Origin of the sequence: Parasphingomonas caseinilytica, from assembly GCF_036663755.1 — a bacterium.
Classification (GTDB): domain Bacteria; phylum Pseudomonadota; class Alphaproteobacteria; order Sphingomonadales; family Sphingomonadaceae; genus Sphingomonas.
Genome location: NZ_JAXOJL010000009.1, coordinates 133,688 through 156,532 on the forward strand (window position 1 = coordinate 133,688; position 22,845 = coordinate 156,532).

General features: G+C 63.1%; 32 protein-coding genes. 2 read left to right on the forward strand and 30 right to left on the reverse strand.

Annotation, left to right across the window (positions count from 1 at the left end; all coding sequences use genetic code 11):
* Positions 1-49: 49 nt before the first annotated feature.
* The 28 genes from U1738_RS17260 to rpsL form a co-directional block, all read right to left on the reverse strand.
* The gene (locus U1738_RS17260; RefSeq protein WP_332790283.1) at positions 50-619 is read right to left on the reverse strand and encodes an SRPBCC family protein; all 570 of its coding nucleotides are present in this window, start codon (positions 617-619) and stop codon (positions 50-52) included.
* A gap of 116 nt (positions 620-735) precedes the next feature.
* Positions 736-1,386, reverse strand: coding sequence for an adenylate kinase (locus tag U1738_RS17265; protein WP_332790284.1), 651 nt, complete (start codon positions 1,384-1,386; stop codon positions 736-738).
* A gap of 37 nt (positions 1,387-1,423) precedes the next feature.
* Complete coding sequence (gene secY / locus U1738_RS17270; RefSeq protein WP_332790285.1) at positions 1,424-2,770, reverse strand: preprotein translocase subunit SecY; 1,347 nt, start codon at positions 2,768-2,770, stop codon at positions 1,424-1,426.
* 259 nt (positions 2,771-3,029) lie between these two features.
* The gene (rplO, locus tag U1738_RS17275) at positions 3,030-3,572 is read right to left on the reverse strand and encodes a 50S ribosomal protein L15 (RefSeq protein ID WP_332790286.1); all 543 of its coding nucleotides are present in this window, start codon (positions 3,570-3,572) and stop codon (positions 3,030-3,032) included.
* 135 nt (positions 3,573-3,707) lie between these two features.
* The gene (gene rpmD / locus U1738_RS17280; RefSeq protein ID WP_055781256.1) at positions 3,708-3,884 is read right to left on the reverse strand and encodes a 50S ribosomal protein L30; all 177 of its coding nucleotides are present in this window, start codon (positions 3,882-3,884) and stop codon (positions 3,708-3,710) included.
* Positions 3,885-3,890: 6 nt separating this feature from the next.
* Positions 3,891-4,622, reverse strand: coding sequence for a 30S ribosomal protein S5 (gene rpsE / locus U1738_RS17285; protein WP_332790287.1), 732 nt, complete (start codon positions 4,620-4,622; stop codon positions 3,891-3,893).
* Between the two features lie 3 nt (positions 4,623-4,625).
* Complete coding sequence (rplR, locus tag U1738_RS17290) at positions 4,626-4,985, reverse strand: 50S ribosomal protein L18 (RefSeq protein ID WP_055781261.1); 360 nt, start codon at positions 4,983-4,985, stop codon at positions 4,626-4,628.
* Positions 4,985-5,518 carry a 50S ribosomal protein L6 gene (gene rplF / locus U1738_RS17295; protein ID WP_332790288.1) on the reverse strand — a complete coding sequence of 178 codons (534 nt, stop codon included), beginning with the start codon at positions 5,516-5,518 and terminating at the stop codon, positions 4,985-4,987. Before rplF ends, rplR begins: the two co-directional genes overlap by 1 nt.
* Complete coding sequence (gene rpsH / locus U1738_RS17300; protein ID WP_055781266.1) at positions 5,518-5,913, reverse strand: 30S ribosomal protein S8; 396 nt, start codon at positions 5,911-5,913, stop codon at positions 5,518-5,520. The genes rplF and rpsH overlap by 1 nt, the downstream gene beginning before the upstream one ends.
* Before the next feature lie 10 nt (positions 5,914-5,923).
* Positions 5,924-6,229 carry a 30S ribosomal protein S14 gene (gene rpsN, locus U1738_RS17305; RefSeq protein WP_055781268.1) on the reverse strand — a complete coding sequence of 102 codons (306 nt, stop codon included), beginning with the start codon at positions 6,227-6,229 and terminating at the stop codon, positions 5,924-5,926.
* Position 6,230: 1 nt separating this feature from the next.
* Positions 6,231-6,791 carry a 50S ribosomal protein L5 gene (gene rplE, locus U1738_RS17310; protein ID WP_055781272.1) on the reverse strand — a complete coding sequence of 187 codons (561 nt, stop codon included), beginning with the start codon at positions 6,789-6,791 and terminating at the stop codon, positions 6,231-6,233.
* A 22-nt stretch (positions 6,792-6,813) separates the two neighbouring features.
* On the reverse strand, positions 6,814-7,131 hold the full coding sequence (gene rplX, locus U1738_RS17315) for a 50S ribosomal protein L24 (protein WP_332790289.1): 318 nt from the start codon (positions 7,129-7,131) through the stop codon (positions 6,814-6,816).
* Positions 7,131-7,499, reverse strand: a complete 369-nt coding sequence (gene rplN, locus U1738_RS17320; RefSeq protein WP_055781278.1) for a 50S ribosomal protein L14 — start codon at positions 7,497-7,499, stop codon at positions 7,131-7,133. Before rplN ends, rplX begins: the two co-directional genes overlap by 1 nt.
* 84 nt (positions 7,500-7,583) lie before the next feature.
* The gene (rpsQ, locus tag U1738_RS17325) at positions 7,584-7,862 is read right to left on the reverse strand and encodes a 30S ribosomal protein S17 (protein ID WP_332790290.1); all 279 of its coding nucleotides are present in this window, start codon (positions 7,860-7,862) and stop codon (positions 7,584-7,586) included.
* A gap of 10 nt (positions 7,863-7,872) precedes the next feature.
* Positions 7,873-8,079, reverse strand: a complete 207-nt coding sequence (gene rpmC, locus U1738_RS17330; protein WP_055781284.1) for a 50S ribosomal protein L29 — start codon at positions 8,077-8,079, stop codon at positions 7,873-7,875.
* 1 nt (position 8,080) lies between these two features.
* A complete protein-coding gene (gene rplP, locus U1738_RS17335; RefSeq protein WP_055781287.1) occupies positions 8,081-8,515 on the reverse strand; it encodes a 50S ribosomal protein L16 in 435 nt (144 codons plus the stop codon).
* Between the two features lie 11 nt (positions 8,516-8,526).
* Positions 8,527-9,234: a 30S ribosomal protein S3 gene (gene rpsC / locus U1738_RS17340; RefSeq protein ID WP_055781290.1), complete on the reverse strand. Its 708-nt coding sequence runs from the start codon at positions 9,232-9,234 to the stop codon at positions 8,527-8,529.
* The gene (rplV, locus tag U1738_RS17345) at positions 9,234-9,617 is read right to left on the reverse strand and encodes a 50S ribosomal protein L22 (protein WP_055781293.1); all 384 of its coding nucleotides are present in this window, start codon (positions 9,615-9,617) and stop codon (positions 9,234-9,236) included. Before rplV ends, rpsC begins: the two co-directional genes overlap by 1 nt.
* A complete protein-coding gene (gene rpsS / locus U1738_RS17350) occupies positions 9,617-9,892 on the reverse strand; it encodes a 30S ribosomal protein S19 (protein WP_055781296.1) in 276 nt (91 codons plus the stop codon). Before rpsS ends, rplV begins: the two co-directional genes overlap by 1 nt.
* Entirely contained in the window at positions 9,893-10,741 is an 849-nt protein-coding gene (gene rplB, locus U1738_RS17355; protein WP_332790291.1) for a 50S ribosomal protein L2, read from the reverse strand.
* Positions 10,741-11,061 (reverse strand): 50S ribosomal protein L23, encoded by a 321-nt coding sequence (locus tag U1738_RS17360; RefSeq protein WP_055781302.1) that lies wholly within the window; start codon positions 11,059-11,061, stop codon positions 10,741-10,743. The genes rplB and U1738_RS17360 overlap by 1 nt, the downstream gene beginning before the upstream one ends.
* Positions 11,054-11,683: a 50S ribosomal protein L4 gene (gene rplD, locus U1738_RS17365; protein WP_332790292.1), complete on the reverse strand. Its 630-nt coding sequence runs from the start codon at positions 11,681-11,683 to the stop codon at positions 11,054-11,056. Before rplD ends, U1738_RS17360 begins: the two co-directional genes overlap by 8 nt.
* A 2-nt stretch (positions 11,684-11,685) precedes the next feature.
* A complete protein-coding gene (gene rplC / locus U1738_RS17370; protein WP_332790293.1) occupies positions 11,686-12,438 on the reverse strand; it encodes a 50S ribosomal protein L3 in 753 nt (250 codons plus the stop codon).
* Positions 12,439-12,672: 234 nt separating this feature from the next.
* Positions 12,673-12,984, reverse strand: coding sequence for a 30S ribosomal protein S10 (gene rpsJ / locus U1738_RS17375; protein ID WP_034161642.1), 312 nt, complete (start codon positions 12,982-12,984; stop codon positions 12,673-12,675).
* A gap of 154 nt (positions 12,985-13,138) precedes the next feature.
* Complete coding sequence (gene tuf, locus U1738_RS17380; RefSeq protein WP_332790294.1) at positions 13,139-14,332, reverse strand: elongation factor Tu; 1,194 nt, start codon at positions 14,330-14,332, stop codon at positions 13,139-13,141.
* A 104-nt stretch (positions 14,333-14,436) separates the two neighbouring features.
* Positions 14,437-16,533 (reverse strand): elongation factor G, encoded by a 2,097-nt coding sequence (fusA, locus tag U1738_RS17385; RefSeq protein ID WP_332790295.1) that lies wholly within the window; start codon positions 16,531-16,533, stop codon positions 14,437-14,439.
* Positions 16,534-16,625: 92 nt separating this feature from the next.
* Positions 16,626-17,096, reverse strand: coding sequence for a 30S ribosomal protein S7 (rpsG, locus tag U1738_RS17390; RefSeq protein WP_055781315.1), 471 nt, complete (start codon positions 17,094-17,096; stop codon positions 16,626-16,628).
* Positions 17,097-17,153: 57 nt separating this feature from the next.
* Positions 17,154-17,525, reverse strand: a complete 372-nt coding sequence (gene rpsL / locus U1738_RS17395; protein ID WP_019516007.1) for a 30S ribosomal protein S12 — start codon at positions 17,523-17,525, stop codon at positions 17,154-17,156.
* 334 nt (positions 17,526-17,859) lie between these two features.
* On the opposite strand from rpsL, the gene glpD reads away from it, so the two are divergent.
* Both glpD and trhO read left to right on the forward strand, forming a co-directional pair.
* Entirely contained in the window at positions 17,860-19,320 is a 1,461-nt protein-coding gene (gene glpD, locus U1738_RS17400; RefSeq protein ID WP_332790296.1) for a glycerol-3-phosphate dehydrogenase, read from the forward strand.
* Positions 19,313-20,242: an oxygen-dependent tRNA uridine(34) hydroxylase TrhO gene (gene trhO, locus U1738_RS17405; RefSeq protein WP_332790297.1), complete on the forward strand. Its 930-nt coding sequence runs from the start codon at positions 19,313-19,315 to the stop codon at positions 20,240-20,242. Before glpD ends, trhO begins: the two co-directional genes overlap by 8 nt.
* A gap of 208 nt (positions 20,243-20,450) precedes the next feature.
* Here the strand turns inward: trhO and U1738_RS17410 are convergent, their stop codons facing one another.
* Both U1738_RS17410 and U1738_RS17415 read right to left on the reverse strand, forming a co-directional pair.
* Positions 20,451-21,125 carry a DUF2490 domain-containing protein gene (locus U1738_RS17410; protein ID WP_332790298.1) on the reverse strand — a complete coding sequence of 225 codons (675 nt, stop codon included), beginning with the start codon at positions 21,123-21,125 and terminating at the stop codon, positions 20,451-20,453.
* Between the two features lie 151 nt (positions 21,126-21,276).
* Complete coding sequence (locus tag U1738_RS17415) at positions 21,277-22,809, reverse strand: aminoacyl--tRNA ligase-related protein (RefSeq protein ID WP_332790299.1); 1,533 nt, start codon at positions 22,807-22,809, stop codon at positions 21,277-21,279.
* Between the last annotated feature and the right edge of the window lie 36 nt (positions 22,810-22,845).

Here is a 22,845-nt window from a genome sequence, read left to right on the forward strand (position 1 = left end):
CGCGCTGCGCCCCGCGGGAATCGGTGACGGCGACATGACAAATCCGTCATCAGCGCCCTTCGGTCTTGGTCTTTTCGGGCTTGTCGGCCTTGACCGGCGCGGTTTCGGCGAAGGTCTTGAGGTTGAGGATCTGGAGCGCGAGCACTTCGTCCACCTTGGGCGCCAGCGTATCGGCCCCGGCGCGGACATAGCCGCCGACGACATAGGTCATCGTCACCCGAGTCTTCTCGCCTTCGGGATCGAACTTGAAAGTCAACGTGCCGGTCACCGCCTCGGCCTGAAGCGGCCCGAGCGACCCGACCATGCGGATCATCCGCCCCGGCGCGACATAGACGATATGGGCATGCTCGACGCTGCCCTTGCCGTCGGGAATACGCTCGCAGAAGCAGCCGGTTGCCTGCGCATCCATGTACAGGTTGGCCGGATCGTCCGAATAGGTGTGATCCTTGTCCCACCAATATTGCGGCACCTTGAGCGCGGCCCAGACGCGCGCGACCGGCGAGTCGATCGTCAGCGCCTGCTTGAGTTCGAACCCGATCGCGCTGGATTGAACGATGTCGGCGGCGGCGGATGTGGGCGCGGCGGCGAGCAGCAGTGCGGATAGTGCAAGGCGTTTCATGTGGCGCTCCCCCGGTGGAGTAGCCAGCATATGCGGATTGGAGGGTGCTGCAACTATCTGCGGCACATCCTCCGCCAACCTCTCGTCATTCCCGCGAAGGCGAGGATGACGAGACGCTACTTCCCGTCGAGGATCGTCACGATCGCCGTCGTCACCTGATCGATATCGGCCATGCCGTCGACCCGGTTCACCAGTCCGCGCGCTTCGTAGATCGGGAGGATCGGGGCGGTCTTGCCGCGATATTCCTCCATGCGCGTGCGCACGGTGTCCTCGTTATCGTCGGGGCGGCGTTTGAACTCGGTGCCGGCGCACGTGTCGCAGACACCGGCGATCTTCGGCTTGTGGAAGCTGTCGTGATAACCAGCGCCGCAATTGGCGCAGGTGTAACGGCCGACGATCCGCGCGACGAGTGCGTCCTCATCGACTTCCAGTTCGATCACGTGATCCAGCGTGCGGCCGCGATCCTGCAGCAGCGCATCGAGCTGATGCGCCTGCGCCGCGGTGCGCGGATAGCCGTCGAAGATCACGCCGCCGACCGTATCGGCCTCGTCGAGCCGTTCGCCGATGATACCGGAGACGATGTCGTCCGACACCAGCCCGCCCGATTCCATCACCGATTTGGCCTTCAGACCCGTCGGCGTGCCCGCCTTGACCGCCGCGCGCAGCATGTCGCCGGTGGACAGCTGAACCATGCCGTATCGCGTCATCAGCCGTGCGGCCTGAGTACCCTTGCCGGCACCAGGCGGGCCAAGGAGGATGATATTCAAGACCGCATTCCCCTCACGTGCTTCAGGTCAGCCCCGCTTAGCGGAGGCGCCCGCCCTTCAGCTTCGCCTTCTTGATCAGATCGCCATACTGATGCGCCAGCAGGTGCGACTGGATCTGCGTCACCGTATCCATCGTTACGTTGACCACGATCAACAGGCTAGTGCCACCAAGGTAGAACGGAATGGACAGCGCCGACACCAGATATTCCGGCAGCAGGCAGATCACCGTCAGATAGGCCGCACCGATCACGGTGATGCGCGTCAGCACGTAATCGAAATACGTCTCGGTGTTCTTGCCGGGGCGGATGCCGGGGACGAAGCCGCCATAGCGCTTCAGATTGTCCGCGGTCTCTTCCGGATTGAACACCACGGCGGTGTAGAAGAACGAGAAGAAGATGATGCCGGCACCGTAGAGCAGCATATACACCGGGCTGCCGTGCTGCAGATACTGATTGAGGCCGATGATGAAATCGCCCCATTTCGATTCGCCCGCCACGCGTTGACCAGCGAACTGGCTGATCGTCAGCGGCATGAGCAGCAGCGACGAGGCGAAGATCGGAGGGATCACGCCGGCAGTGTTGATCTTGAGCGGCAGATGGCTGCGATCGGCCTGCATGCCGCGTTGCGTCTGGCGCTTGGGATATTGGATCAGGATGCGGCGCTGCGCACGTTCCATGAAGCAGATGAACAGAACGAGCATGACGACCGCCGCGATGATCGCGATCAGCGTGCCGCCGCCCATGCTGCCCGAACGGCCGCCTTCGAACAGGTTGAACAAAGTGGTCGGCAGGCTGGCGACGATGCCGGCCATGATGATCAGCGACATGCCGTTGCCGATGCCGCGCGCGGTGATCTGCTCACCCAGCCACATCAGGAACATCGTGCCGCCGACGATGCTGATCACCGCGACGATGCGGAACAGCATGCCGGGATCGACCACCGCCCCGCCCGCTTCGTAACCGACGGCGAGGAAATAGCCCTGCACGGCGGTGAGCGCGACGGTGCCGTAGCGCGTATATTGGTTGAGCCGCTTGCGCCCGCTCTCGCCATCCTTCTTGATCGCGGCAAGCGTCGGCGACAGCGAGGTCGCGAGTTGCACGACGATCGAGGCGGTGATGTAGGGCATCACGCCCAGCGCGATCAGGCTGGCGCGACCGAGCGAACCGCCCGAGAACATGTTGAAGAAATCGAGCACGCCGCCGCTGGTGCGGTTGGCCAGACTCACCAGCTTAACCGCATCGATGCCGGGCAGCGGCACGTAGGACAGCATCCGGAAGACGATCAGCACGCCGATCGTGAACCACAGGCGCTTCTTGAGATCGGTCGCCTGCGCGAATTTCGACAGGCTGAGGCCTGAGGCCATCTGGTCGGCTGCGGATGCCATCGTAGTTTTACGTCCCAAATTACTAACGGGGCCAAATTTCCGACGGGCCAAATTCTGGCTCGGGAAACAAAAGCGGCGGGAAACGTTATCCGCCCCCCGCCGCTCATATAGTCACGCTTGGAGGCTTGTCTAACCTTCCCGAAAATTTGTTCCCCGGTTCACGCCGAGGTCCAGATCGGGAGGCTCCAGTTGGCGAGTGGTGCGCTATAGTAGCGCGACCCGCCATACTGGACCCCGGCCTGCGCCGGGGAACAGCAGATCAGCCCTTGAACGAGGCCTTGTGTGCCTTGCGCTCCTGATACTTCACGCCTTTCTTGGCAGCGGCCTTGTCGGCGGCGGCGACGACTTCGATCACCGAAACCGAACCACCGGCCTTTTCGACCGCCTCGATCGCGCCCTTCGACGCGCCGGCGACGGTGAAGCTGAGCTTCGCCGAAAATTCGCCCTTGCCGAGCAGACGGACGCCGTCCTTGCCACCACGTGCCAGGCCAGCGGCCTTCAGCGCGTCATGGTCGAGGCTCGCACCGGCTTCGATCTTGCCGGCATCGATCGCCTTCTGGATCGCGCCGAGGTTCACCTCGGCATAATCCTTGGCGAAGATGTTGTTGAAGCCGCGCTTAGGCAGACGCATGTGCAGCGGCATCTGGCCGCCTTCGAAGCCGGCGATGGACACGCCCTCACGGCTCGTCTGGCCCTTGATACCACGGCCGGCGGTCTTGCCCTTGCCGGAGCCAATGCCACGGCCGACCCGCATACGGGACTTACGGGCGCCTTCGTTGTCGCGGAGATCGTTCAGTTTCATGATGTGCACTCGCTTTCGCTTTTTTCGCGCTGAATATATTTCGGGACGGGCGCGGTAGCGGACGGATCCGCCGCTGTCACGCCCTGAAAACCCGAACCCTCCCCCGCTGGTGCGGGAGAGGGCTTGGCTAGGTTCTTACTTCTCGACGCTCAGCATGTGCGAAACCTTGCGGATCATGCCCCGGACTTCAGGGGTATCCTCCAGTTCGCGCGTCTTGTGCATCTTGTTCAGGCCGAGACCGATCAGCGTCGCGCGCTGATCCTTCTCGCGGCGGATCGGCGAACCGGTCTGCGTCACTTTGATCGTTGCCATTATCGCTTACTCCACGATCGCTTCGGCTTCGGCCTGGGGTGCTTCCGCACCGCCGCGGCCGAGCAGGTCGGCGATCTTCTTGCCACGGCGCTGCGCAACCGACTTCGGCGAAACCTGGGCGGTCAGCGCTTCGAAGGTCGCACGGATCATGTTGTACGGGTTCGATGTGCCGACCGACTTGGTCACCACGTCGCCCACGCCCAGAGCTTCGAACACAGCGCGCATCGGGCCACCGGCGATGATGCCCGTACCGGCAGGTGCCGAACGGATCGTCACGAGGCCGGCACCGAAGTGACCGCGACCGTCATGATGCATCGTGCGGCCGTCCTTGAGCGGAACGCGGATCATGGCCTTCTTCGCGGCCGCAGTGGCCTTGGAGATGGCTTCCGGCACTTCGCGTGCCTTGCCGTGGCCGAAGCCGACGCGGCCCTTGCCGTCGCCGACGACGACGAGTGCTGCGAAGCCGAAGCGCTTGCCGCCCTTCACCGTCTTCGAAACGCGGTTGATGTGAACCAGCTTCTCGATCAGCTCTTCACCGCCATCGTCGCTGCCGGGACGGCCGCCACGATTGTCACGGCCGCCGCGATTGTCGCGACCGCCACGGTTCTGACCGCCGCCACCGGGGCCGCCACGGCCACGGCCGCCGCGAGGTGCGCCACCGGGACCACGATTGTCCGTCGGAACCGGCGCACCGTCTGGCGAAGCTGCTGCTTCGGTCGGGATGATGTCGTCAGCCATGTCTTAGAACTCCAATCCGGCAGCGCGGGCGGCTTCCGCCAGCGCCTTTACGCGACCGTGGAACAGGAAGCCGCCGCGATCGAACACGACCTGCGTCACGCCTGCTGCCTTGGCCGCTTCGGCGACGCGGGTGCCGACCGAGGTCGCCGCATCGATCGTCGCGCCGGTCGTGCCACGCACGTCCTTCTCGAGGGTCGAGGCCGCAGCCAGTGTCTTGCCCTGCGCATCGTCGATGATCTGGGCGTAGATGTGCCGGCCCGAACGATGGATCGACAACCGGGGACGGGTGCCGCCACGAGCGCGGAGCGCGGTGCGAACGCGAAGACGACGCTTCGCGAAGAGGGAGAGACCTTTGGTGCTCATTACTTCTTTTTCCCTTCCTTGCGGAAGATGAACTCGCCGTCGTACTTGATGCCCTTGCCCTTGTACGGCTCGGGCTCACGCCACTGGCGAATTTCCGCGGCCAGCTGGCCGACCTTCTGCTTGTCCGAACCCGAAATCTCGACCGTGGTGTTATCCGGGGTCTTGACCTCGATGCCTTCCGGCACGTCGATGTTCACGTCGTGGCTGTAGCCGAGCTTCAGGTTCAGCTTACGCCCCTGAGCCGCCGCACGATAGCCGACGCCGGTGATCAGCAGCTTCTTGGTGAAGCCGTCCGACACGCCGGTGATCAGGTTCTGAACCAGCGTACGCTGCATGCCCCAGAATGCGCGGGCACGCTTCGTCTCGTTGGCCGGGTTCACCGAAATGCCACCGTCTTCGAGCACGTACGTGATCTCGTCGCGCATCGGCATGGAGAGGGTGCCCTTGGGACCCTTCACGCTGAGAACCGCGCCTTCGATGTTCGCCGTCACGCCCGATGGGATCGTGACCGGCTTCTTGCCGATGCGGCTCATCAGAATACCTCCGCCAGCACTTCGCCACCGACATTCTGTTCGCGCGCTTCGGCGTCGGACAAAACACCGCGAGGCGTCGATACGATGGTGATGCCCAGGCCGTTCATGACGCGGGGCAGTTCGGTCGAGCCCGAATAGACGCGGCGACCCGGCTTGGAAACGCGGGCGACGTGCTTGATCGCGGGCTGGCCCTCGAAATACTTCAGCTCGATGCGGATGCCGGCCGCGGGGCCCATCTGCTCTTCACTATAACCACGGATATAGCCTTCGCGCTGCAGCACGTCGAGCACGCGGGCCCGAAGCTTGCTGCCCGGAGTCAGGACGGAGTCCTTCTTCGCGCGCTGGCCGTTGCGGATGCGGGTGAGCATATCACCCAGGGGATCGGTCAATGCCATCTTCGGATCCTTACCAGCTCGACTTCGTAACGCCCGGGATCATGCCCTTGTTGGCGAGATCACGAAGCTGAATACGGCAGAGGCGGAACTTGCGGTAATATGCGCGCGGACGACCGGTCGTCTCGCAACGGTTGCGGACGCGCGTCGGGTTACCGTTGCGCGGGATTTCGGCCATCTTCAGACGGGCTTCGATCCGCTCGCCGTCCGACAAGGATTTGTCGCCGGCGATCGCCTTCAGCTTCGCGTACTTCGGGGCGTACTTCTTGACGAGCTTCTTGCGAAGTTCGTTCTTATTGATGGAGCTTACCTTAGCCATCTTATGCCGCCTTCTTTTCGTCTGCGGATTCTTCCTGCGGGAACGGGAAACCGAACAGGCGGAGCAGCTCGCGCGCTTCCTCGTCGGTCTTCGCGGTCGTCGCGACGATCACGTCCATGCCGCGGATCTGATCCACCTGGTCGTAGCTGATTTCCGGGAAGATCAGCTGTTCCTTCAGGCCGCAGGCATAATTGCCGCGCCCGTCGAACGACTTGGGGTTCAGGCCACGGAAATCGCGAACGCGCGGGAGCGCGATCGTGATGAAGCGGTCGAGGAACTCGTACATGCGCTCGCGACGCAGCGTGACCTTCACGCCGATCGGCATGCCTTCGCGCAGCTTGAACTGTGCGATCGACTTCTTGGCCTTGGTCACGACGGGCTTCTGCCCTGCGATCAATTCCATTTCGCCGGCGGCCTTGTCGACCTTCTTCTTGTCCTGCGTGGCTTCTCCGACGCCCATGTTCAGCACGATCTTGTCGATCCGCGGAATTTCCATGACGTTCTTGTAGCCGAACTTCTCGGTCATCGCCTTGATGATCGTGTCGTCGTACATCTGCCGCATGCGCGGCTTTGCGTTCTGGGCCTCAGCCACCGATCTTCTCCCCGGTCTTGACGGCCACGCGGACCTTCTTTCCGTCCTGGGTCTCGAAACGGACGCGGGTCGGCTTGCCGTCGGCGGTCACGTGGGCGACCTTCGAGGCGTGCATCGGCGCTTCCGAACGGACCAGACCACCCTGCGGGTCGCCCTGGCTCGGCTTGGTGTGACGAACGGCAACGTTGACGCCCGATACGATGACCTTGCCGTCGCGCGGCAGGGCCTGGGTAACTTCACCGGTCTTGCCCTTGTCCTTACCGGACAGGACGATGACCTTGTCACCCTTCTTGATCTTCGCAGCGGCCATTACAGCACCTCCGGCGCGAGACTGATGATCTTCATGTGCTTCTTGCCGCGCAGTTCGCGCACGACTGGGCCGAAGATACGGGTGCCGATCGGCTCCTCGTTCTTGTTGACCAGCACGGCGGCGTTGCCATCAAAGCGGATCACGGTGCCGTCAGCGCGACGAATGTCCTTCGCCGTACGCACGATGACGGCGCGGTGGACGTCGCCCTTCTTAACGCGGCCGCGCGGTGCGGCTTCCTTGACGCTGACGACGATGATATCGCCCACGCCTGCAACACGACGCTTGGACCCGCCAAGCACCTTGATGCACTGAACCCGCTTCGCGCCGCTGTTGTCAGCGACCTCGAGATTGGATTGCATCTGGATCATTGATCCGCTTCCTTCTCACTAAGACACCGATTCCGACCGGTGCCGCCTACAAAAAGCCGTTAGGCCCCAAAAAACCCCTGGCCGTTAGGCCGAAGCGTCCGTCTCGACCCGTTCCGGCGTCGCATGGGTGTTCACCCGATCGATCACCTTCCAGGTCTTCAGCTTGGAAATCGGCGCGGTCTCTTCGATCCGCACGGTCTCGCCCTGCTTGAACTCGTTGCCCTCGTCATGGGCATGATACTTCTTCGAACGACGGATGATCTTGCCGTACAGCGCGTGCTTGACCTTGCGCTCCACGTTCACAACCACCGTCTTGTCGCCCTTGTCGGAGACGATCAGCCCCGTCAGCACGCGCTTCGGCATGTCTAAATCCTTACTTGGCTGCCGCGTCGCGCGAGCGAGCGGTTTGCAGCGTCTTGATGCGAGCGATGTCGCGGCGGACTTCCTTGACCCGGCTCGGCTTTTCGAGCTGATTGGTCGCGGCCTGGAAACGCAGGTTGAATGCCTCGCGCTTCAGGTTGCCGAGTTCTTCACCCAGCTGGTCCTCGGTCTTCGCCTTGAGGTCGTCGATACGGGCCATCTTATGCAACTCCCAGATGCGAGGTGTCGCCGAGACGGGCAACGACCTTCACCTTGATCGGCAGCTTCATCGCTGCGCGGCTGAATGCCATTGCGGCAATGTCACCCGGCACGCCGTCCAGTTCGAACAGGATCCGGCCCGGCTTGACGCGAGCGGCCCAATATTCCGGCGAACCCTTGCCCTTGCCCATGCGGACTTCGGCAGGCTTGCCCGTGACCGGCAGATCCGGGAACACGCGGATCCACAAACGACCCTGACGCTTGATGTGACGCGTGATCGCGCGGCGGGCCGCCTCGATCTGACGCGCGGTCAAACGCTCCGGCTCCATCGCCTTCAGGCCATACGACCCGAAGTTCAGCGTGGTGCCACCCTTGGCATCGCCATGGATCTTGCCCTTGAACGCCTTGCGAAACTTGGTTTTCTTCGGTTGAAGCATGTCTTGCGTCCTTAGCGGCGGTCGTCGCGCGCCGGGCGCACGCCGGAGGTCTGAGCCTCCATCATGATCCGGTCGGTCGCCATCGGGTCGTGACCCAGGATTTCGCCCTTGAAGATCCACACCTTCACGCCGCACACGCCATAGGCGGTGTGGGCCGAAGCTTCGGCATAATCGACGTTCGCGCGCAGCGTATGCAGCGGAACGCGACCTTCACGATACCATTCCGACCGTGCGATTTCGGCGCCGCCGAGACGGCCACCGCAGTTGATCCGGATGCCTTCGGCGCCCAGACGCATGGCCGACTGAACCGCACGCTTCATGGCGCGACGGAATGCGATACGGCGCTCGAGCTGATCGGCGATGCCCTGTGCGACGAGCTTGGCATCGACTTCCGGCTTGCGGATTTCGACGATATTCAGGCTGACGTCCGACGAGGTCATCTTGCCGAGGGTACGGCGAAGCTTCTCGATGTCCGCGCCCTTCTTGCCGATGATAACGCCGGGGCGTGCGGCATAGATCGACACGCGGCATAGCTTGGCCGGACGCTCGATCACCACCTTGGAGATCGCGGCCTGCGGCAGCGTCTTCATGATGTAAGCGCGCATCTTGAGATCTTCGAGCAGGAGGCGGCCGTAATCGGCGCCTTCCGCATACCAGCGGCTATCCCAGGTGCGGTTGATCTGCAGGCGCAGACCGATGGGGTTCGATTTCTGACCCATTACGCTTCTTCTTCTTGCTGTTCGCGAACGACGATGCGCAGGCGGCTGAAGGGCTTGAGGATGCGCGTCGACTTGCCGCGACCGCGCGTGGCGAACCGCTTCATGGTGATCGACTTGCCGACCGACGCCTCGGCGACGACGAGCGCGTCGACATCGAGGTTGTGGTTGTTCTCGGCATTGGCGATGGCGGAGGCGAGCACCTTGCGGGCGTCGACGGCCATACCCTTGGTCGAGAACTGCAGGATGTTCATCGCATCGCCGACCTTGCGGCCACGGATGAGCGCGGCGACGAGGCCGAGCTTCTGCGCGGAACCGCGGATCTGCGTGCCGACCGACAACGCTTCGTTATCGGCCACCTTGCGGGGGGATTTAGGCTTGGACATCAGCGCTTGCCCTTCTTGTCGGCGGCGTGGCCGGGGAAGTAGCGCGTGGGCGCGAACTCGCCGAGCTTCATGCCCACCATGTCCTCGTTCACCGTCACCGGCACGAACTTGCGACCGTTATAGACGCTGAACGTCAGGCCGACGAACTGCGGCAGGATCGTCGAACGACGCGACCAGGTCTTGATCGCACCGCGCGCGTTGGTTTCCTGCGCGGTCTCTGCCTTCTTCAGCAGATGAAGGTCCACGAACGGACCCTTCCAAATGGAGCGAGCCATTTACTTCTTCCTCGCGTGGCGCGAACGGATGATCATCTTATCCGTCGACTTGTTATGACGAGTGCGGGCACCCTTGGTCGGCTTGCCCCACGGAGTGACCGGATGACGGCCGCCCGAGGTCCGGCCTTCACCACCGCCGTGCGGATGGTCGACCGGGTTCTTCGCAACACCGCGCGTCAGCGGGCGGATGCCCTTCCAACGGTTGCGGCCGGCCTTGGCGAGGTTGGTGTTGCCGTTGTCCGGGTTGGACACGGCACCGACCGTCGCCATGCAGTTCGCATGGATGTAGCGCTGCTCGCCCGAGTTCAGGCGGACCATCACCATGCCCTTGTCGCGACCGACGACCTGCACGTACGTGCCGGCCGAACGGGCGATCTGGCCACCCTTGCCCGGCTTCATCTCCACGTTGTGGACGATCGTGCCGACCGGCATCTGGCCCAGCTCCATGGCATTGCCCGGCTTAACGTCGGTCTTCTTGCCCGCGATGATCTTGTCACCGACGGCGAGACGCTGCGGCGCGATGATGTACGCGACGTTGGGCTTGCCCTCGTCCGTATCACCATAGTTGATCAGCGCAATGAACGCGGTGCGGTTGGGATCGTATTCGATCCGCTCGACCGTACCCTCGACTTCCCACAGGCGACGCTTGAAATCGATGATACGATAGCGCTGCTTGTGACCGCCGGCGATGCCGCGCGACGTGACGTGACCCTTGTTGTTGCGGCCACCGGTCTTGCGCTTGCCTTCGGTCAGCGCCTTGACGGGGCCGCCCTTGTGCAGGCCGGACCGGTCGACGAGGATAAGACCGCGTCGTGCCGGGCTGGTCGGATTATAATGCTTGAGTGCCATTACGCGCTGACCCCCTGCGTCACGTCGATCGACTGGCCGTCGGCCAGCGTGACGATCGCCTTCTTGATGTCGGACTTGGTGTAGGGAACGCCCTTCCACCGCTTGGTCTTGCCCTTCTGGACGATCGTGTTGACCCCCAGAACCTTAACCGAGAACAGCGCCTCGACGGCAGCCTTGATCTCGGGCTTGGTCGCGTCGTTGCTGACGCGGAACACGACGGCGTTGTTCTCGCTGAGCAAGGTCGCCTTCTCGGTGATGTGCGGTGCAACGATCACGTCGTAATGACGCAGATCGATGTCGCCTTTCTGCTTCTTAGCCATTGAAGCGCGCCTCCAGCATTTCGACGGCAGCGCGGGTCAGGACCAGCGTGTCGTGCTTCAGGATGTCATAAACGTTGGCGCCGGCAGCCGGCATCACGTTGATCGTATGGACGTTGCCCGCGGCGAACGCGAAGCTCTGCTCGACCATGTCACCGTCGATGACCAGAGCGGTCTTGCCGGTGCCGAGGTTGGCCCAGTTGGCCAGCAGCGTCTTGGTCTTGCTCTCGGCAACCGCGAGGCTGTCCATGATGACCAAAGTACCTGCCTGAGCATGGCTCGAAAGCGCCATCTTCAGGCCGAGCGCGCGAACCTTCTTGTTCAGCGACGGGTTGAAGTCACGAACGCGAGCGCCGTGAGCCTTACCACCACCGATGAACACCGGAGCGCGGCGATCGCCGTGACGTGCCGTACCGCCGCCCTTCTGGCGACCGAACTTCTTGCCGGTGCGGGCGACATCGGCGCGCTCGCGCGTGCCACGTGCCGTCGCGCGGCGCTTTTCGAGCTGCCAGGTGACGACCCGGTGCAGGATATCCGGACGCGGCTCGATCCCGAAGACCTCGTCGTTGAGTTCGATGTCCGCGCCCTTGGCGTTGGCATCGAAGGACTGAATGGTGACCTTCATGTTCAGCCCTCCTGGCCTTCGGTCGCTTCGACGGCGGAGGTATCCTCGGCGGGCGTTTCAGCGGCGGTGTTGTTATTGGCGACCTGACGGAGGCCGGCGGGATAAGGCGCGTCCGCGTGGCGGGCGACCTTGACCGAATCCTTGACGAGCAACCAGCCGCCCTTCGATCCGGGCACCGAGCCCTTGATGAAGATCAGGCCACGCTCGACGTCGGTCGAAACGATTTCCAGGTTCTGCTGGGTGCGGTTCTTGTTACCCATCTGACCGGCCATCTTCTTGTTCTTGAAGACCTTGCCCGGATCCTGGCGCTGACCGGTCGAACCAAGCGAACGGTGCGAGACGGACACGCCGTGCGTGGCGCGCAGACCGCCGAAGCCCCAACGCTTCATGCCGCCGGCAAAGCCCTTACCCTGGGTCACGCCCTGGATATCGACGATCTGGCCTGCGACATAATGGTCGGCGGAGATGCTCGCACCGACTTCGAGCAGCGCATCGTCGCTGACACGGAATTCGGCGACCTTCGCCTTGGGTTCGACTTCGGCCTTGCCGAAATGGCCACGCTGCGGCTTGGCGACGTTCTTCGCCTTCGCAGTGCCAGCGCCCAGCTGGACGGCGGTGTAACCATCACGGTCGGCCTCGCGAACGGCCACGACCTGCAGATTTTCCAGTGCAAGGACGGTGACGGGCACATGGCGCCCATCGTCCTTGAACAAGCGGGTCATCCCCATTTTCTTCGCGATCACGCCAGTGCGCATGATCTTGCTCCTTCAACAGAGGCACCCCGGAACCATTTCCGAAGGTGCGTGTGAACACCGCGAAAGTTGCCCTTCGCGGTGCTCGTCAGCCCAATAGATTTTATACTGCTGCCCCGACCCGGGCTGGTGCCTCCCTGGGGAGGCGTGTCGGGGGACGCAGACCCGGATAAATCCGGCGGTATCCCTGTATCAGGCTCGCTTTTCAGCGGAACCGAATCTCGTGGAGGCGGGCTATTAGGCCAGCTTGATCTCTACGTCAACGCCTGCGGCAAGGTCGAGCTTCATCAAAGCGTCGACCGTCTGCGGCGTCGGCTGGACGATGTCCAGCATGCGCTTGTACGTGCGCACTTCGAACTGCTCGCGCGACTTCTTGTCGATGTGCGGGCCACGGTTGACCGTGAACTTCTCGATGCGCGTCGGCAAAGGGATAGGACCGCGGATCAGTGCGCCGGTGCGACGGGCGGTATCGGCGATGTCGCCGGTTGCCTGATCGAGCACGCGATGATCGAATGCCTTCAGACGAATCCGAATGTTCTGCGTTTCCATAATCCCTACCGATGCGAAAGAGCGGGCCGCCTGTTGACGGCTCTGGTTGTTCGAACTGCTGGCAACACCTGAAAGATGCTGCCCTCATTAAATAGCAACCGCCCGATCCCCTGTCCGGTGACGAACAGGGAATCGGGCGGTGGCGGCGTCTATATTACGCGGTGATGCCGCTGACAATACCCGAACCGACGGTCCGGCCACCTTCACGGATCGTGAAGCGCTGGCCGACGTCCATTGCGATCGGGGCGATCAGCTTGACGCCCAGAGCGATGTTGTCGCCCGGCATGACCATTTCGGTGCCCTCAGGCAGCTCGACGGTGCCGGTGACGTCCGTGGTGCGGAAGTAGAACTGCGGACGATAGTTGGCGAAGAACGGCGTGTGACGGCCACCCTCTTCCTTCGACAGCACGTATACTTCCGACTGGAAGTCGGTGTGCGGCTTGATCGAGCCCGGCTTGCAGAGAACCTGGCCACGCTCGACTTCTTCACGACCCACGCCGCGGATCAGCGCGCCGATGTTGTCGCCGGCCTGGCCCTGATCGAGCAGCTTGCGGAACATTTCGACGCCCGTGACGGTGGTCTTGCGCACGGCAGGCTGGATGCCGACGATCTCGACTTCCTCGCCGACCTTGACGATGCCGGTCTCGACGCGGCCGGTGACGACCGTACCGCGACCCGAGATCGAGAACACGTCCTCGATCGGCATCATGAACGGCTTGTCGAGCGGACGCTCAGGCTGCGGCAGATACGTGTCGACCGCTTCCATCAGCTTCAGCACGGCGTCATGGCCGATTTCCGGGGTCTTGTCTTCGAGTGCGGCAACGGCCGAACCCTGGATGACCGGGATGTTGTCGCCGTCGAAATCGTACGAGCTGAGCAGTTCGCGGATTTCCAGCTCGACCAGCTCGAGGATCTCGGCGTCGTCGACCAGATCGACCTTGTTCATGAACACGACCATCGTCGGCACGCCGACCTGACGTGCGAGCAGGATGTGCTCGCGGGTCTGCGGCATCGGGCCGTCGGTGGCCGAAACGACCAGGATCGCGCCGTCCATCTGGGCGGCACCAGTGATCATGTTCTTCACATAATCGGCGTGGCCCGGGCAATCGACGTGCGCGTAGTGACGTGCGGTCGTCTCATACTCGACGTGTGCGGTCGAGATCGTGATGCCGCGCTCGCGCTCTTCCGGAGCCTTGTCGATGTTCGCATAGCTGGTGAACGTAGCGCCACCGGTCTCGGCCAGCACCTTGGTGATCGCCGCGGTCAGCGAGGTCTTGCCATGGTCGACGTGACCGATGGTGCCGATGTTGAGATGCGGCTTGTTCCGCTCGAACTTTGCTTTTGCCATTTTCGCCTCTTCTTGAATCAGATTCGCGGCCTTCAGGGCGCCACGCGAACGTGGCCCCTTAACGGCCTATTTCAGGATACACCAGCCCTTAGCGCTACAACGCGTCAGGCGAGCTTCGCTTTCACTTCGTCGGCCACATTCGACGGCACTTCGTCGTAATGCGAGAACTGCATGCTGTACTGCGCGCGACCCTGCGTAAACGAGCGGAGCGCGTTCACATAGCCGAACATGTTGGCCAGCGGGACCATGGCTTCGACGGTCTGCGCATTACCGCGGCTGTCGGTGCCCTGAATCTGGCCACGACGGCTGTTCATGTCGCCGATAACGTCGCCCAGATAATCCTCCGGGGTGACGACCTCGACCTTCATGATCGGCTCGAGCAGCGTGATGCCCGACTTCTGGGCCGCTTCGCGCATCGCGCCGCGGGCACAGATTTCGAACGCCAGTGCCGACGAATCGACGTCGTGATAGGCGCCGTCATACAGGTTGATCTCGAAATCGATGATCGGGAAGCCGACCAGCGATCCGGTTGCAGCCGTTTCACGGAAGCCCTTCTCGATCGCCGGGATATATTCCTTGGGAATATTACCGCCCTTGATCTCGTCCTTGAAGACGATGCCCGAACCGCGCTCACCCGGCGTCAGCTTCACCTTGACGCGACCGAACTGGCCGGTGCCGCCCGACTGCTTCTTGTGCGTGTAGTCGATATCGACGGGCTTCTTCAGATACTCGCGATACGCAACCTGCGGCGCGCCGACATTGGCCTCGACCTTGAACTCGCGCTTCATGCGATCGACCAGAATCTCGAGATGGAGCTCGCCCATGCCCTTGATGATGGTCTGGCCGCTCTCGGCATCCGAGGTGACGCGGAACGAAGGATCCTCGCGTGCCAGGCGATTGAGCGCGACGCCCATCTTCTCCTGGTCGGCCTTGGTCTTCGGCTCCACCGACAGCTCGATCACCGGCTCGGGGAATTCCATCCGCTCGAGAATGATCGGGGCGTTCATCGCGCACAGCGTGTCACCGGTCGTCGTGTCCTTGAGACCCGCAAGCGCGACGATGTCGCCGGCATAGGCCACCTGGATGTCCTCACGCTCGTTCGCATGCATCAGCAGCATGCGGCCGACCTTTTCCTTCTTGTCCTTGACCGAATTCGTCACCTGCGACGAGGTCTCGAGTTTGCCGGAATAGATGCGCGCAAAGGTCAGCGTGCCGACGAACGGATCGTTCATGATCTTGAACGCCAGCGCGGAGAACGGCACCTCGTCCGAGGACGGACGCTCGTCCGGCGTCACTCCGTCGAGCTTCAGACCCTGAATGGCGGGAACGTCGAGCGGGCTCGGCAGATAATCGACAACGGCGTCGAGCAACGGCTGCACGCCCTTGTTCTTGAACGCCGAGCCGCACACCACCGGCACGAAGGCCATGCTGAGCGTACCCTTGCGGATCAGCTTCTTGAGGTCGGCGACGCTCGGCTCGTTGCCTTCGAGATACGCTTCCATCAGGTCGTCGTCCTGCTCGACGGCCATCTCGATCAGTTCGCTGCGATACTTCGCGGCCTTCTCGGCGAGGTCATCCGGGATGGCCTGATATTCGAACTTCGCGCCCAGCGACTCTTCGAGCCAGATGATCGCACGGTTCTCGACCAGATCGACCAGGCCCTTGAAGCCGCCCTCGATGCCGATCGGGAGATACAGAACGGCCGGACGGGCGCCCAGGCGATCGATGATCGAGTCCACACAGAAATAGAAATCGGCGCCGGTGCGATCCAGCTTGTTGACGAAGCACATGCGCGGCACGCCATACTTGTCGGCCTGGCGCCACACGGTCTCGGACTGCGGCTCGACGCCGGCAACGCCATCGAAGCACGCGACCGCACCGTCGAGCACGCGCAGCGAACGCTCGACTTCGATCGTGAAGTCGACGTGGCCGGGGGTGTCGATGATGTTGATCAGATGCTCTTCGCCCTTGCCCTCTTCGGCGCGCCACTTGCACGTCGTAGCGGCGGACGTGATCGTGATCCCGCGCTCCTGCTCCTGCTCCATCCAGTCCATCGTCGCGGTGCCTTCATGCACTTCGCCGATCTTGTAGGACTTGCCGGTGTAATAGAGGATGCGCTCGGTCGTCGTCGTCTTGCCGGCGTCGATGTGCGCCATGATGCCGATGTTACGATAGCGGTCGAGCGGATGGCTGCGGGCCATGATCGTTGTTCCTTGAAGATATGGGGAGCGGGCCGAAGCCAGCTCCCCAATATATAGGTTTGAATGTTACCGGCGAAAGACCGGAAACATGATTACCAGCGGTAGTGCGAGAACGCGCGGTTGGCTTCCGCCATCCGGTGCGTATCTTCGCGCTTCTTCACCGCGTTGCCGCGGTTGTTGGCGGCGTCCATCAGCTCACCCGACAGACGGGCGGCCATGGTGTTCTCGCTACGGTTGCGGGCCGCACCGATCAGCCAACGGATCGCGAGAGCCTGCGACCGCTCGAAGCGGACTTCGACCGGAACCTGATAAGTCGCACCACCGACGCGGCGGCTGCGCACTTCGATGTTCGGCTTCACGTTGTTCAGCGCGTCGTGAAACACGCTGAGCGGATCCTTCTTCGCACGGGCTTCGACGGTTTCGAGCGCACCGTAGACGATCAGCTCCGCGACAGACTTCTTACCGTCGAGCATGACCGAATTCATGAACTTCGAGAGAACCTCATCACCGTACTTCGGATCGGGGAGGATGATACGCTTTTCTGGGCGACGACGACGTGCCATTTCAAATTCCTTCGTTCTTCAGCTGGTCCGGAACGCGTCCGGGGCTTACTCTGGCTATTATTTGGGACGCTTGGCGCCGTACTTGGAACGCGACTGGCGACGATCCTTCACGCCCTGTGTATCGAGCACGCCGCGCAGGACGTGATACCGAACACCGGGAAGATCGCGCACACGGCCGCCACGGATCAGGACCACGGAGTGCTCCTGGAGATTGTGGCCTTCGCCCGGAATGTACGAAATCACTTCGCGCTGGTTGGTCAGGCGAACCTTGGCCACCTTGCGCAGAGCCGAGTTCGGCTTCTTCGGGGTCGTCGTGTACACGCGGGTGCAAACGCCGCGCTTCTGCGGGTTCTGTTCCATCGCAGGGACCTTGGACTTGGCCTTCTGCGGATCGCGGCCCTTGCGGACCAGCTGGTTAATCGTCGGCATTGAAGCCTTCACCTTTCAAATGGTTACTTTGCTGGAGCCTTGAGGCACCTAGGAATACAAAAAGGACCGTTAGGAGCGGTTTTGCTCCCCGGGCCCTGGAATGCATCCAGCAATGTTCAAGCTTGCCCAGGGAGACACAGGTCCACCGGAGCAGCGGCGCCTATATACGCCGACTCGGATGGGGTCAACATCGGGCAGCGAAAGAGGCAAGCGGTCGGATTTCGCGATCCGTTCCGATCCCGCTCCCGTCCTCTCTTCGCCTTTTGCAATATAGGAAGCAGCGAAAAAGGCATCGGCGTCCCCGCTTTCGCGAGGAGGACGGCTGGGCTACGGGATGCGCGTGACCTACGATCTCCTCATCATCGGCGGCGGCATCAACGGCTGCGCCATCGCGCGCGAAGCGTCGTTGCTTGGCCTCAAGGTGTTGCTGCTCGAACGCGACGACCTTGCCGGACACACGTCGTCCGCCTCGACCAAGCTGATTCACGGCGGCCTGCGCTATCTCGAATATTACGACTTTAAGCTCGTCGCCGAAGCGCTTCGCGAACGCGAGCGGCTTGTAAAGGCCGCGCCGCACATCATCCGTCCGATGCGCTTCGTCCTGCCGCAGGAGAATGCGGTGCGCCCGTGGTGGATGGTCCGGCTGGGCCTATACCTGTACGATTTCCTCGGCGGGAAGATGACCCTCGCCCGATCGCGCGGCCTGCGCAAGACGGACACGCTGTATACCGCTCCTTTAAAAGGCGGGGATCGCGGCTTCGTCTATTCGGACGCTTTCGTGGACGATTCGCGCCTCACCGTCCTCAATGCGATCGACGCCGCCGATAACGGCGCGGAGATCCTCGTCGGCACCGCGCTGGAATCCGCGCGGCGCGAGGGCGGCGTATGGCGCGCCACCTTGTCGGATTGGCGCACGGTCGAGGCGCGCGCGATCGTCAACGCCGCCGGGCCGTGGGTCCACCAGATGCTCGGCAATCTCGGCGTCAACGCCGCCAGCAACGTGCGCCTCGTGAAGGGCAGTCACATCGTCGTGCCCAAGCTGTTCGAGGGCGACCACGCTTACATCCTGCAACAGCCCGACCGCCGCATCGTCTTCGCCATCCCCTATCAGGACGGCACCGAGATCGGCACCACCGACGTGCCGGTCGACAAGCCCGAAGACGCGCAGATCGACGCTGACGAGATTGCGTATCTGTGTGAGGCGGCCAACCGCCACTTCACCAAACAGATCGCGCCCGCCGACGTCACCTCAACTTGGTCCGGGGTGCGACCGCTCTATGACGATGGGGCGAGTGACGCGAGGGCGGTGACGCGGGATTATGTGCTGGAACTCGACGAAAACGGCCCGGCTTTGCTCAGCGTGTTCGGCGGCAAGATCACCACCGCCCGTCACCTCGCCGAAGAGGCGATGGAGAAGCTCGCGCCCGTCATGGGCTTCAAGGCGCATCCAGTCACCCGCGCCCGCGTGTTTCCCGGCGGCGCGATTGCCGAATTCGATATCTTCCTCGCACAGGTCCGCGAAACCTGGCCGTTTCTGGGCGAGGCCCGCAGCGCGCGCATGGCGCATGCCTACGGACAGATGCTCGCGGACCTGCTGGAGGGCGTGACCGACGAAGCCGGCATGGGCGCGGACCTGGGCGGCGGGCTGACCGAGACCGAGGCGCGCTGGATGCACGATCGCGAATGGGCGCGCACGCCGGATGACGTGCTCAAGCGCCGCAGCAAGCTGGGCCTGCACCTGACCAATGAGCAACAGACGAGCATCGCGGATTGGTGGAAAGCCCAATATGGCTGAACCGATCCGGGTGGCCGCGCTCTACAAGTTCGCCCGCTTCCCCGACCCTATTGCTTTGCGAGGTCCGTTGCTGGACGTCTGCACCGCGCACCAGATCAAGGGCACGCTGCTGCTCGCCCGCGAAGGCATCAACGGCACGATCGCGGGCACGTCCGGGGCGATCGACGCGGTGCTGGCGCATATCCGCACCCTGCCCGGCTGCGCCGATCTCGACGTGAAATTCAGCACGGCCGACACCCTGCCCTTCCACCGCATGAAGGTGCGGCTGAAGCGGGAGATCGTGACGATGGGGCAGCCGGACGTCGATCCGCTGACCGGGACGGGCCATTATGTGAAGCCCGCCGAGTGGAACGCGCTGATCGACGATCCCGATACGGTGGTGATCGACACACGCAACGATTACGAAGTGAAGGTCGGCACTTTCGCCGGCGCGATCGACCCGCAGACGCGCAGTTTCAGCGAATTCCCCGACTGGTTCCGCATGCATCGCGACGAGCTGGCCGGCAAGCGCATCGCGATGTTCTGCACCGGCGGCATCCGTTGCGAGAAATCCACCGCGTTCCTGAAGGGCGAAGGGGTGGATGACGTCTATCACCTCGAAGGCGGCATCCTGAAATATCTCGAACAGGTGCCTGAGACGGAGAGCCGATGGGAGGGCGAATGCTTCGTCTTCGACCAGCGCGTCGCGGTCGGCCACGGGCTGGAGATCGGCACGCACGGCCTGTGCCACGCCTGCCGCATGCCGGTCAGCCCCGAGGACCGCGCGTCGCCGCTATACGAAGAGGGCATATCCTGCCCGGCCTGCCACGCCACCCGCGACGAAACGCAGCGCGCGGGGTATGCGGAGCGGCACCGGCAGGTCGTGCTCGCCGAGGCGCGCGGGGAGGCGCATGTCGGGGCGGAGTTTGTCGGCAAGGATTGAACTGGGGAACAGCTACTCCCCAATTCGTCATCCCGGGCTTGACCCGGGATCCCGCTTCTTCGGAGATAAGACGTAGCTGGACCCCGGCTCAAGGCATCTCCGTTCGTCCTGAGCTTGTCGAAGGACGTGTTCCAAGCGCAACCGGAGAGTGTGGAACACGTGCTTCGACAGGCTCAGCACGAACGGTTCTATTTGAAGTAATTATGTTTTAATCGTCCACCTTGGGCCCGACATGCGCGGCGATGTTGATCGTCAGCTGCAAACTCAATGCATGATCCATCTGCGCCCGCGCGCCGCCTCGCGCGAACCGGTACTGATTGAGATACCCGACATCCGCACTCACCTTGCGCCCGATCGGCAGCGTCAAGCCGAGGATGTTGCGCATCCGCTCATACCCGCTGCGCTGTCCCCACGATGTGCTGTTGGGCTGGAAGAAACTCTCATGGCTGGCGAACAGCGCCCAGCCCTTCTTCGCCAGCGGGCGATTGTAGCGGACGAGCGGGCGGATGCGGAACCCGATCTCGCTGCCGCCGGGGTTGAAGCGTTCGTCCACCCGAAACCGCGTGACGACATGCCCGAACGTCGCGACCACCTGCTGCCGTATGCGATTCTCGTCCGCCGCCGTGTTGCCGTTATAGGCGCCGACCCGACGATAGCCGAAGCCGAGTTCGATCCCGTCCGCCACTTGATAGCCGAGCAGCGCGCCGATCTCGGTCTGAAACAGCCCGCGCTGCCGATCGCTGAACCGCGCGATCTGCTCCAGCGTCACGCGCAGTTTCTTCGCGACCGGCACGTTGGTGTTGACCTGCAACCAGAGCTGCCCGTCCTGCTGCTGCGCGTGCGCCGGCAGGGTGGCCAGCGCTAGGACCGTGACCGCTGCCAAACAAAGAGATTTGGAAGTGATCGCCCCCATCGTCATCCGTTCGTTTCGAGCGTAGTCGAGAAACCGCCAAGGCACACCAGATCGCGGTTTCTCGACTTCGCTCGAAACGAACGGATGGGGAGGGGCATCCCCCTTCACTCGCGTCGATCGCTCAATAGCTCCGCCCGACCAGCACCCGCTCCACCGCCACGTCGCCGGTGAATACGCACGGCGCATCCACCGCGGCCTGCTCCATCGGGGCGTTGCGCAGCGTCAGCTTCAGCGCCTTCAGTTTCTCGACCACCGCCTCCAACGCCGCGCCGGTCGGCTTCGACCATTGCACTTCCAGCCAGCCGGGGTTCTTCTGCCCCTCCGCAAAGTGCTTCTCGATCGCGGCGAAGTCCGCTGCCGGTACGATGTTCGCCACCAATCGCGCCCGCGCCTCGGTGTGGAGCGACGTTTGCACATCCTCCAGCATCGCCGCGATACCGGCTACGAAATCGCCCTGCGCGACCACCGCGCTGTCGAGCTTGCCGTCCTCGCGGTACAGCCGGTCGCGGCGGATGACGGACACATTGCCGCCCGCCATGTCGCGCCCGCCGACCTCGACGATCACCGGCGCGCCCTTCTTCACCCAGCCCCAGCGCTTGGTGGCCGCCTTGCCGAACTTCAGGTCGAGCAACGCACGCACCGGCTCGCCCAATGCGGACTGCTTGGCCAGTTCGCCCTGCAAAGCCTTGCAATAGGCGACGATCTCCTCGTCCTCCGGCTGGTCGCGCAGCATCGGCACGATCACCACCTGCCACGGCGCGATGCGCGGCGGCACGCGCAGCCCGTCGTCATCGCCATGCACCATGATGACGCCGCCGATCATCCGCGTTGACACGCCCCAGCTCGTCGTATTGGCGAACTCAAGCTCGCCCGCCGCATTCTGGAAACGGATGTTCTGGGCATGCGCGAAATTGGTGCCGAGGAAGTGCGACGTGCCGGCCTGCAACGCCTTGCCGTCCTGCATCATCGCCTCGATCGAATAGGTCGCGACCGCGCCGGGGAAGCGCTCGTTCTCCGGCTTCTCGCCCGCCACCACCGGCAGCGCGAGACAGTTTTCGGCGAACTCGCGATACACTTCGAGCATCTTGAGCGTCTCTTCACGCGCTTCGTCCGCAGTGGCATGGGCGGTATGCCCCTCCTGCCACAGGAATTCCGACGTGCGCAGGAACATCCGCGTGCGCATTTCCCAGCGCACGACGTTGGCCCATTGGTTGATCAGCACCGGCAGGTCGCGCCACGATTGCACCCAGCGTGCGAACGCCGTGCCGATCACCGTCTCGGACGTCGGCCGCACGACCAGCGGCTCCTCCAGCTTGGCCGAGGGATCCGGCACCAGCCCGCCCTTCCCGTCCGAGATCAGCCGGTGATGCGTGACGACCGCCATTTCCTTGGCGAACCCCTCGACATGCTCGGCCTCCTTTTCGAAATAGGAGAGCGGGATGAACAGCGGGAAATAGCAATTCTCGTGCCCCGTCGCCTTGATGCGATCGTCGAGCAGGCGCTGGATCCGCTCCCAGATGCCGTACCCCCATGGCCGGATGACCATGCACCCGCGCACGCCGCTTTCCTCGGCCAGATCGGCCTCCAAGATGACGGATTGATACCAGGCAGCGAAATCGGCTTCGCGGGTGACGGGGAGTGCACGCTTTATCATGGGCGGAGCCACTAAGGCGCGCGGGCCCATCCCGCA